This is a genomic window from Pseudoalteromonas sp. bablab_jr011 (assembly GCF_016464045.1).
GTDB classification, from domain to species: domain Bacteria; phylum Pseudomonadota; class Gammaproteobacteria; order Enterobacterales; family Alteromonadaceae; genus Pseudoalteromonas; species Pseudoalteromonas lipolytica.
The window spans coordinates 1-11,944 of record NZ_JACDWU010000139.1; the positions used below are offsets into that span (position 1 = coordinate 1).

Genomic DNA, 11,944 nt, shown 5'->3' on the forward strand with positions numbered 1-11,944 from the left:
TATCTGATCTAATATAGGCTATATAAAATCACCGGTTAATAACATTGAACCAAAACATAGCTGAACAGCTTTTAGCGCTTTCGCGAAAAGAACCAAACGCACGAAAACGCATACGATTACTCGCAGTGTCATTATTTTATGGGAGTCCATAAATCTCCTACGGTGTTTAATCACGATGTATCGATCAAAGGGGAAGAGTGGGCTGAAATCTTTAAAGCTGTCTACTTCGCCTAGCGCTGATTCGTCCTTTATTAATGAGTCTTCTAACAGCGTTGTGCACGATGAATCACCTTAAGATCAGCGACCGTTCAGTAAATTAACTTTGCTTTGTTTATGGCTTTGATTTAGGATCAAATGAGTTTAAAAGCAAGAACTAATAGCCAGTGTCTAGATTACTTATTTGTTTATTATTATTTTTTTCGAGTGCGTCAGTATTTGCAGTTGAAGTAACCAACTTATACCAAGATACCCTTAAAGTGGCTGATAAATCACGTGATGCTCGCCTAGCAGCAAGCCGTGAAGCGCTTCTGAATGTATTGGTTAAAGTGAGTGGCGACACGAGTGCGGATCAAAATCCAACCGCGAAAGAGCGCACGAAAGACATTTCAGATTACATGCTTAAATTCGAATACGACGAAAAAGCAGATGGCACTTTAAATCTCGTCGTAAAATTTGAAGCGAATAAAATCAATGCGTTAATTAAAGATTTAAATCTCCCACTTTGGGGGACTCGTCGTCCATTGGTGGCAATTTGGCTTGCAATTGAAGATAACTGGCGTCGCGAACTTGTGACACAAGAAAGTTACCCTCAGCTTGAACAGCTTATATATGATAAAGCAGGTCGCCGCGGTTTACCCGTTGTTGTGCCATTGCTTGATTTAGAAGATCGAGCCATTGTCGGTATACCAGAAGTATGGGGGAACTTTTCAGACCCTGTAGAACGAGCTTCAAGTCGTTACAGTGCTGAAAGAAGTATTACTGCGCGCATGTATAAACAGCAGGATTCTGAAACGTGGGTGCTTGATTGGCGGTTTACCAATGATGAATTGTTTGAATCGAATCGCTTGATGGGTGATAAGCAACAAATTGTGGCTGATATGGTAGATAGCCTAGCAGGCGGCTTAGCGCTTGAGTACGCCATTGATCCTACCATGATTGGGCAACTCGCAACCGCAACCTTTCATTTAAAAGGAATTACGAACTTTGTTGATATTGAGTTTGCAAAACGTCGCTTAGAAAGTTTAAGTGTTGTTACACAAGCACAAATTGCTGTTCGTACTCCTGACTCCGTACAATTTGTTGTGAACCACACTGGCAGTATGAGTGATTTTAGAAAAGCATTAGAACTTGATAGTGCTTTTAAAGCCTACCAAAACCCAAGAGATTTTTATCAAGTCGTCAACAACGATGAACTAGAGTATCAATGGCAGGGGCTTTAACACTCGTGCAAGAACCTATGCAAATGGCATTGCCAGTAACGTTGCCAGATGATGAAACATTTACATCGTATTTTGGTGGTGAAAACTCGCTTGAAGTCAGCCACTTGAAAGATGCATTTACTAAGTTAAATAGCAAGTTTCAATACACATATTTGTGTGGTTTAGGTGACTCAGGCAAGTCACACTTACTTTATGCAACCTGTATTCACGCGCAAGAACTGGGTCTATCAACGATGTTGTTATCGATGCGAGAGGTCATTGATTTTGGTCCAGTTGTGCTCGAAGGATTAGAAACGCTCGATGTTCTATGTATTGATGACTTGCACCTTATTGCAGGGAATGATGCGTGGGAAAAAGGCCTTTTTAACTTTTTTAATCGCTTTAACGAGCCGAGCAAGTTTTTAGTGGTAACGGCTGATTTGCTTCCAGACATGTTGCATATTAATTTGCCCGACTTGGAGTCGCGTTTAAAGTGGGGCACAACGTTGCAAATTCGTTCTATGAGCGATGATGATAAAGCAGAAGCGCTAGTACGTCGTGCTCATATGCGTGGCCTTGAATTAACCGATGAGTGTGCCCGCTTTTTATTAACCCGATTAAGTCGTGATATGCGAGCATTATTGGATGTATTGGACAAACTTGACCATGCATCGATGGCTGCACAAAGAAAATTAACTATTCCTTTCATAAAATCAACGTTAAAGCTTTAGTAGGGCTAGAATCTAGTCCTTGCTTTCAGTTATCATTAGCTATTACAAAATCCTCTGTGAAAAACCAGGTACTCAATGAACTTAGAAAATATTTTAGCGCAAGCACTTGAGGCTGTAGCCAGTGCGAGTGAAATCGCGCAATTAGAAGATATCAGGGTTAATTACCTTGGTAAAAAGGGTGAAATCACCAACTTACTTAAAACGCTTGGCAAGATTGCCCCTGAAGAGCGTAAAGAAGCGGGTCAAGTGATTAACCAAGCAAAACAAGAAGTACAAACAGCAATCAACGAAAAGCGTGAGTTACTAGCAAGTAAGGCTCTTGAAGAAAAGCTAGCCGCAGAAACGATCGACGTAACATTACCCGGTCGTGTCATGCCAACAGGTGGCTTACACCCAGTAACTCGTACAATTGAGCGAATTGAGAGCTTTTTCGGCGAATTAGGTTTTGCGGTTAAATCAGGTCCTGAAGTTGAAGACGATTTTCATAACTTCGACGCATTAAATATTCCTGAGCATCATCCAGCGCGTGCGGATCACGATACTTTCTATTTTAATCCTAAGCTTGTGCTACGTACGCAAACAAGTGGTGTGCAAATTCGTACTATGGAAACGGAACAGCCGCCATTGCGTATTATCTCTCCTGGTCGTGTATACCGTAACGATTATGACCAAACGCACACGCCGATGTTCCACCAAGTGGAAGGCTTGATGGTTGATACAGATGTTAGTTTCACAGAGTTAAAAGGTATTCTTCACGATTTTCTACGTAACTTCTTTGAAGAAGATATGGAAATTCGTTTCCGTCCATCTTACTTCCCATTTACCGAGCCATCAGCAGAGGTTGACGTAATGGGTAAAAACGGTAAATGGTTAGAAGTACTTGGTTGTGGCATGGTACACCCTAACGTTCTTAAATCAGTAGGTATCGATCCTGAAAAATACACCGGCTTTGCATTCGGTATGGGTGTAGAGCGCTTAACAATGTTACGTTATGGCGTGAATGACTTACGTGCATTTTTCGAAAACGATTTAAAATTCCTAAACCAGTTCCGTTAAGAGTGAAGAAATAAAATGAAATTTAGTGAAAAGTGGTTAAGAGAGTGGGTTAACCCAGCAATCGACACGCAGGCTCTTTCGGAACAGTTATCAATGGCTGGTCTTGAAGTGGATGGCGTGGAGCCCGCAGCGGCAGAATTTACCGGTGTTCTCGTTGGTGAAGTTGTTGAATGTGGTCAGCACCCAGATGCAGACAAACTACGTGTGACTAAAGTAAATGTTGGCGGTGATGAGCTTCTTGATATCGTGTGTGGTGCACCAAACTGCCGTCAAGGACTAAAAGTAGCTGTCGCCACGGTTGGTGCAGTTTTACCTGGCGACTTTAAAATTAAAAAAGCCAAGCTTCGTGGTCAACCCTCACATGGTATGCTGTGCGCATTCGTTGAATTAGGGATCAGCGAAGAAGGCGACGGCATCATGGAATTGCCAGCTGATGCACCAGTCGGTACAGATTTACGCGAGTATTTAAACCTAGATGACAACATCATTGATGTTGACCTTACACCAAACCGTGGTGACTGTTTAGGCATAAAAGGTCTTGCCCGTGAAGTGGGTGTTCTAAACAGTATTGATGTTAATACACTTGATATTGCGCCAGTTGCTGCAACGATCGACGACAAAGTTTCAATTGAACTTGTTAACGATGATGCCTGTCCTCGTTATTTAGGTCGTGTAATCAAGGGAATTAACTTAGATGCACAGACACCACTTTGGATGGTAGAAAAGCTGCGCCGCAGTGGTATCCGTTCAATCGACCCAGTGGTTGATGTAACAAACTACGTGTTATTAGAGCTTGGCCACCCAATGCACGCATTTGACTTAAATGCGATTGAAGGCGGCATTAAAGTTCGCAGCGCTCATGCGGGCGAAGAGTTGGTCCTTCTTGATGGCAACACAGCTAAACTGAATGAGTCTACGCTTGTTATTGCAGATCACAACAAAGCGCTTGCTATTGCAGGTATTTTTGGTGGCGAAAAGTCAGGTGTGACAGAATCAACCTCTGATATTTTATTAGAAAGTGCGTTTTTCAACCCAGTTGCTATTGCGGGCCAAGCACGTAGTTACGGTCTTCACACAGATGCATCACATCGCTATGAGCGCGGTGTTGACTTTGCATTGCAAAAAGATGCAATGGAGCGTGCAACAGCACTGTTACTTGATATTGTAGGTGGCGAAGCAGGTCCAGTCGTTGAAGCGGTTGCAAATGATAAATTGCCAAAAGTAACTGAAGTGCGTTTACGCCGTGAGCGTTTAGACCGTGTCATTGGTTATCACATTGATGATGCAAAAGTTACTGATATCCTAACGCGTTTAGGCTTAGACGTGAAAATTGTCGATGGTGTATGGAGCGCTGATGTACCTAGTTACCGCTTTGATATCCGTATCGAAGAAGACTTAATTGAAGAAGTGGCGCGTGTGTTTGGTTATAACAGCATTCCAAACGTAGCGCCGACAGCTAAGCTAAAAATGACTAACCACAATGAATCACATGTTGCGGTTACTAAATTCCGTAATACTTTAGTGACACGTGGTTATCAAGAAGCCATCACATACAGCTTCGTAGACCCTAAAGCACAAGCAATTCTGCATCCGCAAAGTGATGCATTGATATTACCTCACCCAATTTCAGTTGAAATGTCAGCGATGCGTGTAAGCTTAATGCCTGGCTTGTTGGCATCATTGGTGTATAACCAAAATCGTCAGCAACCGCGCGTTCGTTTGTTTGAACATGGCTTAAAATTCTTACGTGACGAACAGGCCGAAAACGGGGTAAACCAAGTTGCGGTAATCGGTGGTGTGATTTCGGGTCTTGCTCACGGTGAACATTGGGTTCAAGAAAAGCGTCCTGTTGATTTTTATGACTTAAAGGGCGATGTTGAGGCACTTTTAGCTATTAGCAACGATATGTCACGTTTTGAGATAAAAGCAGAACAGTCAGATGGCTTACACCCTGGTCAATCTGCCGTTATTTATGCTGATGGTAAAAAGGTTGGTTTCTTTGGTGCGGTTCACCCGCAAGTACAAAAGTCGCTAGATATCAATAACACAGCATTCGTGTTTGAAATTGAAATGTCGGCTCTTGAAAAAAGAAAATTACCTGAAGCAGTTGCAGTGTCGAAATTCCCGTCAAACCGCCGTGATATCGCGATTTTAGTGGAAGATCACGTGAAATCGGGTGATATTTTTAAGGTCATAGAAAAAGTTGGCGGAAATCAATTGGTTGACCTAAACTTATTCGATGTGTATAAGGGCAAAGGTATTGAGCCAAATTATAAGAGTTTGGCGATTGCTCTAACACTGCAAGCGGTTGATAGAACGCTCGAAGAGAAAGATATCAATCAAGTAGTTGATAATGTGGTGGCCGCATTGGCCGAACAATTTAACGCATCGTTGAGGGACTAGATATGGCGCTTACTAAAGCCGACATAGCTGAACACCTATTTGAAAAACTCGGGATCAATAAAAAAGATGCCAAAGATTTAGTTGAAGCGTTTTTTGAAGAAATCCGCTCAGCGCTAGAAAAAGGCGAGCAGGTTAAGCTCTCTGGATTTGGTAACTTTGATCTTCGAGATAAAAAAGAACGTCCAGGCCGTAATCCGAAAACAGGCGAAGACATCCCTATTTCGGCACGCCGAGTTGTGACCTTTAGACCAGGTCAGAAGCTTAAAACTCGTGTGGAAGTTGGTACAAGCAAATCAAAATAAGAAAAGGCAGCATTCGCTGCCTTTTTTATTTTTAAAAGCCTCGGGGCGAGACAAATTCGCCAGCTTGAATGCTGTCGTAAGTTTTTTGTGCGAGCTCATTGAGGCTGTCGAGACTTTTACCAGAAACGGTGAGCTTGTGCTCAATCGGCAAAATATCAACATTTTCAAACCCTGATAATTGTGCAACACGTGCGAATGTGTAAGCGTGCTTATATTTTTCGTGTTTGTAAAATAAGCTTACAAGTGTTGGATAAATTTCTGGGTTAGGTGTTTGACCCGCCTTATTTAGCTCTAATGTTTTGTAGAGCAGATCAATGGTTTTTTCATCGTCAAACTTGACATAGTAACTGGCTAAGAAAAATTGTATTTCTGCATTTTCTGTTACGCGTTTATCTTGTTTGTTCTCTAAAGCAAGTAATTTTGATAACGCTGATTGGTCGTTATTGCGTGACCAATGGTAATAGAGTAGCCCTGGATGATTGGTATCTTTTGTGTCTTGGAAGATACGTGTCATTTCTTTAATACTGGTTAAATGACCTTCCACACGAGATGTGGTTTTTTCTTTTAACTTAATATGCTCAATTTTTGCTGCCAAAGACACACATTGATTATATTTTTCAAAGTCTTTCAATAATTGATATTTGTTTTCGTCAGTGGGTGACTTATATTCAACATAACGTTGAATTATCACATCGGCACGTTGTTCTTTGCAGTGGCTATCTTTGTTTAGATCACTACAAAAACCCGGTGTTTCGTCGCACACTTTAGCCAGTGTAAGCGGATCTTCACACCCTGTTAATGCCAATAAACCAAGCAAAACGCTTGCTCTTAGTAACATTCCTTAACCTCGAGTTAATAAATACGACTTTATTCTAGCGCAATGAATTGTTCTGTAACAGTGGAGAATCATTTGAGTTTAAATTAGAATACCCCTGCCTGAGATGTGTTGCTCTCAAATCACAGCATATTTTTAAGGCTATCCGTTCAAAATTGTTTAATTAGGTAAAAAAAATGACCTCATCTCACGAGTTAGAATACACAAACAGCTGGCAAGAACGCCAAGATTACGCAGAAAGCATGCAACCAATTATTGGTCGCCTATACCGTAACCGCGGTATCGAAATTGCTGTTTATGGCCGCCCGCTTGTTAATGCTAGCCCTATCGATATCATCAAAGCCCACAAAACTGTTGCTCAGTTTGAAGGCACTAAATTACGTTTGCGCGAGAGCTTCCCATTTTTAGAAGCCATCAGCAAAATGGATTTAAACTCAGCACGCATCGATATTGGTAAATTAGCATACGGTTATTTATATAACGATGCCGCTAAAGGCCGTTCTGTTGAAGAGTATTTAACTGAAGAGCTTGCTGAAATTGCGAATGCAGAGCGTAAAGAGCCACGTGACGTTGTTTTATATGGTTTTGGCCGAATTGGTCGTTTGTTAGCTCGTTTATTAATTGAAAAATCAGGTCCTTATGCAGACTTACGCTTACGCGCGATAGTTGTACGTGGCGGTAAAGACGGTGACCTTGAAAAGCGTGCAAGTTTATTGCGTCGTGACTCAATCCATGGTCCTTTCAATGGTTCTATTACGATTGATAAAGAGCGCAATGCAATTAAAGCGAACGGTAGCTACATCCAAGTTATCTATGCTAACTCACCTAACGAAATTGATTACACTGCATACGGTATCGACAACGCGCTTATCGTTGATAATACTGGTATCTGGAAAGACGAAGCAGGTCTTGGACTTCACCTAGAATCAAAAGGCGCTTCAAAAGTACTTTTAACTGCGCCTGCGAAAGGTAATATTAAAAATATCGTTTACGGTGTAAATAACAAAGATATCAAACCTGAAGATAAAATTGTCTGTGCAGCAAGCTGTACAACAAATGCAATCACACCAACGCTTAAAGCATTAAACGATAAGTTTGGTATTAAGAATGGCCACGTTGAAACGGTTCACTCTTATACAAATGACCAAAACTTAATCGACAACTACCACAGTGCTGAGCGTCGTGGTCGTGCTGCGGCACTTAACATGGTTATCACTTCGACAGGTGCAGCTAAAGCTGTATCAAAAGCATTACCTGAACTTGAAGGTAAACTGACGGGTAACGCTATCCGTGTACCTACACCTAACGTATCAATGGCTATCTTAAACCTTAACCTTGAAAAAGGCACAACCGTTGAAGAGTTAAATGCTTTCTTACGTGATACTGCGCTGCATTCAGATTTACGTGACCAAATCGATTACACTGCATCAACAGAAATCGTATCTACAGACTTAGTGGGCAGCCGCTATGCAGGTGTTGTAGATTCACAAGCAACGATTGTTGACGACAACCGTGTTGTACTTTACGTTTGGTATGATAACGAGTTTGGTTATAGCTGCCAAGTAGTACGTTGTATGCGTGATATGGCTGAAGTAACGTTCCCAAGCTTACCTCGCTAATACCTAACGTGATAAATTTAAAAGCCAGCATATTGCTGGCTTTTTTAGTCGTGAAAGTTTTTGCAAATTTTCTGCATGTGGTAGGCTGTATTTAGTCTGCTACATATTACTAACAAAACGTCCTAATCGGTGCGTTGACTTAATTCTTATCTAATGACTACGCCGTTAAGAATTATTTTTAAGCAATAGGTTTATAGAATGAAAATTACCAGCAATTTTGACAGTGGTAACATCAAGGTTATTGAAGCCGTTGACCCGCTGAATATTCAATTAGAAATCAATAAAGATAATCAGTCTGATTTTTTCCAGTGGTTTCACTTTCGTCTAGAAACAACCCCATTTCAAAACCACAAGTTACATATCAACAACTTAGAAAATTCAGCCTACCCAGATGGTTGGGAAGGTTACCATGCTGTTGCGTCTTACGACCGTCAAACGTGGTTCCGTGTCCCTTCAGAGTACGCAAATGGCACACTATCATTTGAAATGGAACCAGAGTGTGGCAGCGTGTATTTCGCGTATTTTGCGCCATACAGCTATGACCGTCATTTAGATTTATTAGCATGGGCACAAAGCCAGCACGCTTGTGAGCTTGAAACGCTCGGCGAAACGTTAGATGGTCGTGACATGAGCGTGCTACGTGTTGGTATTCCAAGCAGTGATAAGAAAACAATTTGGATTACTGCACGCCAACACCCAGGCGAAACGATGGCTGAGTGGTACGTTGAAGGTTTACTTCATAAATTACTTGATGATGAAGACCCACATGCCGCTGCACTTTTATCAAAAGCGGTGTTCTACATTGTGCCAAACATGAACCCAGATGGCAGCGTTCGTGGTCATCTGCGTACCAATGCTAAAGGCGTGAACTTAAATCGTGAATGGCAAACGCCAAGCATGGAAAATAGCCCTGAAGTATTCTTAGTGCTAAATAAAATGCGTGAAACAGGCCTTGATATGCACCTAGATATTCATGGTGACGAAGCTATTCCATATAACTTTGTTGCGGGCAGCGAAGGTATTCCGGGATACGATGACCGCTTAAAAGAACTTGAAGACAGCTTCAAAGCAGCGCTATTAACAGTGACACCTGAATTTCAAGATGAGCACGGTTATCCGAAAGATGAACCAGGCCAAGCGAACTTAACGGTTGGTTCTTCTGCAGTTGCTCATGAGTTTAATGCTTTGGCGTACACTGTTGAAATGCCATTTAAAGATAATAACGATTTACCAGATCCTGACTATGGCTGGTCAGATCGTCGCTCGTATCAATTTGGTCAAGATACACTAGCGGCCATTGTTAACGTTGTCGATAAATTACGATAACGAGTCTAATCCAATGACGGGCATCAGCGAATACTGATGCCCGTCCTTGTTTCTGCTACATATCACGTAATTAGATTTGTTATATTGAAAATTAACTGTTAACAAGGTTGGTTGATTTAAGTTAATATTCAATACGTTTAGCTGAGAAGTAAATTAATCTTAGTATTTATTTCTCGCATCTATATGTATGTCGCGCATTCTCACAAGCTAACGCCGAGTATCGTAACTAACAATAAAAAATATAATCATAGAGGATATCCATGGAAGCTTTTGTAAGCGCCGTTAATGACGTAGTCTGGAGTAGTGCACTCATCTATTTATGTCTTGGCGCAGGTCTGTTTTATTCCGTTTTAACCCGTTTTGCTCAAGTTAGACATTTCAAAGAAATGTGTAAGTTGCTACTAAGCTCAAACAGTTCTAATACCGGTATTTCATCATTTCAAGCTTTGGCAGTTTCGTTATCAGGCCGTGTTGGTGTTGGTAACATCGCAGGTGTAGCTGCAGCAATTGGTTTTGGTGGCCCCGGTGCTATTTTTTGGATGTGGGTCGTGGCATTTTTAGGAGCCAGTACCGCGTATGCAGAATCAACACTAGGTCAAATTTATAAATCAGAAGAAGATGGCCAGTATCGCGGTGGCCCTGCTTATTACTTTGATCGTTGCTTACAACAAAAGTGGTTAGCAGTGCTATTTGCTGTGTCGGCAATTATCGCATGCGGTGTATTTTTACCAGGTGTACAAGCGAATGCGGTAGGTAACGCATTTACCCAAGTGTTTGGCGAAGGTACATTAGTGAGCACAAGTTTTGGTGATGTTGGTAGCTTTAAACTGGTTGCACTTGCGATCATTTTGATTGTGTTAGCGTTCATTATTTTTGGTGGCATTAAACGTATTGCCAACTTTACTCAAATCGTTGTGCCATTTATGGCTCTTGGTTACATTGTTCTTGCTTTAATCGTGGTATTTATAAACCTTGATAAAGTACCGGGTATTTTTTCACTTATTATTACTGATGCATTTACGGCTCAAGCGGGCTTTGGTGCAGCGATAGGTTGGGGTGTAAAACGCGGTATATACTCAAATGAAGCGGGTCAGGGTACGGGGCCGCATGCTGCTTCAGCCGCTGAGGTTGATCACCCAGCACAACAAGGGTTAGTGCAAGCTTTTTCAGTCTATGTTGATACTATCTTTGTATGTACAGCAACGGCTTTAATGATTTTAATTACTCAACAATATAATATCGTAGGTGAATTACCTGAAGGGCAATTTATTGTTCAAAACGTTGATGCAGCAACTGAAATTGGCTCAGCAGCCTTTACGCAAATGGCATTATTTAGTGTGTTTGGTGGTTTTGGCCAGGCGTTTGTTGGTATTGCGTTGTTTTTCTTTGCATTTACGACAATTCTTGCTTATTACTATATCGCAGAGACAAACGTTGCTTACTTAAATCGTTATTTCAAGGGGAGCATTCCACTTGTTCTTGTAAAGCTCGTTATTATGTTTATGGTGGCATACGGTATGGTTAATAGCTCTGGGTATATCTGGGCTATTGGTGATATCGGTGTTGGCTTAATGGCGTGGATTAATATTGTGGGCATTTTAGCTATCTTTTTCGTGGCTAAGCCTGCGCTTAATTGTTTACGCGATTATGAAGAGCAAAAGAAAGCCGGTGGCGAAATTACATTTGACCCTATTAAGTTAGGGATTAAAAATGCCACATTCTGGGAAAAACGCCTTGAACAAAAGGCAAAAGATAAATTATAAGTTGCTAAAGCAATAAACTTAAAGTGTGGGTTAGAGCGTCTTAGTTATTACTATTTTCGAATCTTCACGATTGAATGCAATTCGAAAAAGACATCGACTCATAAAACAAGTACAATAAAGGGCGCCTAAAGGCGCCTTTTTTATGCGTAGTATGGAGAAAGATATGGCGATTATTAGTTGCCCGCAATGTGCAAAATCAATATCTGACAAACATAAACAATGTCCTCATTGTGAGTGCCAAGTCACTGAGCTGAGCAATGAGCAGTTGCAGCAAATGCAAAAAGAAACGCGCATTCGTAAACAGCAAAAGTTTATGAATCATTCTTTCCTCGCACTGATTTTATTTTTAGGGGGCTTTTTCTGTTATTACTTTATTCACCCTGAAGCAGAATCTTTAGAGTGGTATGCCTATTCGGCAGCCATGGCAGTAGGCTTTGTATGGTATATTGTAAGCCGTATCTATTTAGTTGTTTTAAAAAAGAAAAAGTAAC

At 41.2% G+C, this 11,944-nt stretch carries 10 protein-coding genes; 9 read left to right on the top strand and 1 reads right to left on the bottom strand.

Annotated elements, in window-relative coordinates:
- The first annotated feature begins 383 nt into the window (after window positions 1-383).
- The 5 genes from JIG41_RS06670 to ihfA all read left to right on the top strand — a co-directional run bounded on the left by JIG41_RS06670 (window position 384) and on the right by ihfA (window position 5,910).
- A complete protein-coding gene (locus tag JIG41_RS06670; RefSeq protein WP_199524465.1) occupies window positions 384-1,439 on the top strand; it encodes a DUF2066 domain-containing protein in 1,056 nt (351 codons plus the stop codon).
- Window positions 1,424-2,149 (top strand): DnaA regulatory inactivator Hda, encoded by a 726-nt coding sequence (gene hda / locus JIG41_RS06675; RefSeq protein ID WP_213019300.1) that lies wholly within the window; start codon window positions 1,424-1,426, stop codon window positions 2,147-2,149. The genes JIG41_RS06670 and hda overlap by 16 nt, the downstream gene beginning before the upstream one ends.
- Window positions 2,150-2,224: 75 nt before the next feature.
- Window positions 2,225-3,205 (top strand): phenylalanine--tRNA ligase subunit alpha, encoded by a 981-nt coding sequence (pheS, locus tag JIG41_RS06680; protein WP_074988360.1) that lies wholly within the window; start codon window positions 2,225-2,227, stop codon window positions 3,203-3,205.
- Window positions 3,206-3,220: 15 nt separating this feature from the next.
- Entirely contained in the window at window positions 3,221-5,608 is a 2,388-nt protein-coding gene (gene pheT, locus JIG41_RS06685) for a phenylalanine--tRNA ligase subunit beta (protein ID WP_199524466.1), read from the top strand.
- Window positions 5,609-5,610: 2 nt separating this feature from the next.
- A complete protein-coding gene (gene ihfA / locus JIG41_RS06690; RefSeq protein ID WP_036969033.1) occupies window positions 5,611-5,910 on the top strand; it encodes an integration host factor subunit alpha in 300 nt (99 codons plus the stop codon).
- Between the two features lie 31 nt (window positions 5,911-5,941).
- Here ihfA and JIG41_RS06695 read toward each other — a convergent pair whose 3' ends face one another.
- A complete protein-coding gene (locus tag JIG41_RS06695) occupies window positions 5,942-6,748 on the bottom strand; it encodes a DUF2989 domain-containing protein (protein ID WP_036969031.1) in 807 nt (268 codons plus the stop codon).
- A 173-nt stretch (window positions 6,749-6,921) separates the two neighbouring features.
- Between JIG41_RS06695 and JIG41_RS06700 the strand changes: the two genes are divergently transcribed.
- From JIG41_RS06700 to JIG41_RS06715, 4 genes are all read left to right on the top strand, one after another.
- Window positions 6,922-8,364, top strand: a complete 1,443-nt coding sequence (locus JIG41_RS06700) for a glyceraldehyde-3-phosphate dehydrogenase (RefSeq protein ID WP_036969029.1) — start codon at window positions 6,922-6,924, stop codon at window positions 8,362-8,364.
- A 198-nt stretch (window positions 8,365-8,562) separates the two neighbouring features.
- Window positions 8,563-9,690, top strand: a complete 1,128-nt coding sequence (locus JIG41_RS06705) for a M14-type cytosolic carboxypeptidase (protein WP_074988356.1) — start codon at window positions 8,563-8,565, stop codon at window positions 9,688-9,690.
- Window positions 9,691-9,950: 260 nt separating this feature from the next.
- Window positions 9,951-11,453: a sodium:alanine symporter family protein gene (locus tag JIG41_RS06710; RefSeq protein WP_065979799.1), complete on the top strand. Its 1,503-nt coding sequence runs from the start codon at window positions 9,951-9,953 to the stop codon at window positions 11,451-11,453.
- Window positions 11,454-11,616: 163 nt separating this feature from the next.
- Entirely contained in the window at window positions 11,617-11,943 is a 327-nt protein-coding gene (locus tag JIG41_RS06715; protein ID WP_036969280.1) for a hypothetical protein, read from the top strand.
- The last annotated feature ends 1 nt before the right edge of the window (window position 11,944 follow it).

Bases quoted from the DNA above. Each gene is read 5' to 3' on its own strand.
- hda (WP_213019300.1), top strand. From the start codon at position 1,424: ATGGCAGGGGCTTTAACACTCGTGCAAGAACCTATGCAAATGGCATTG.
- pheS (WP_074988360.1), top strand. From the start codon at position 2,225: ATGAACTTAGAAAATATTTTAGCGCAAGCACTTGAGGCTGTAGCCAGT.
- pheT (WP_199524466.1), top strand. From the start codon at position 3,221: ATGAAATTTAGTGAAAAGTGGTTAAGAGAGTGGGTTAACCCAGCAATC.
- ihfA (WP_036969033.1), top strand. From the start codon at position 5,611: ATGGCGCTTACTAAAGCCGACATAGCTGAACACCTATTTGAAAAACTC.
- JIG41_RS06695 (WP_036969031.1), bottom strand. From the start codon at position 6,748: ATGTTACTAAGAGCAAGCGTTTTGCTTGGTTTATTGGCATTAACAGGG.
- JIG41_RS06700 (WP_036969029.1), top strand. From the start codon at position 6,922: ATGACCTCATCTCACGAGTTAGAATACACAAACAGCTGGCAAGAACGC.
- JIG41_RS06705 (WP_074988356.1), top strand. From the start codon at position 8,563: ATGAAAATTACCAGCAATTTTGACAGTGGTAACATCAAGGTTATTGAA.
- JIG41_RS06710 (WP_065979799.1), top strand. From the start codon at position 9,951: ATGGAAGCTTTTGTAAGCGCCGTTAATGACGTAGTCTGGAGTAGTGCA.
- JIG41_RS06715 (WP_036969280.1), top strand. From the start codon at position 11,617: ATGGCGATTATTAGTTGCCCGCAATGTGCAAAATCAATATCTGACAAA.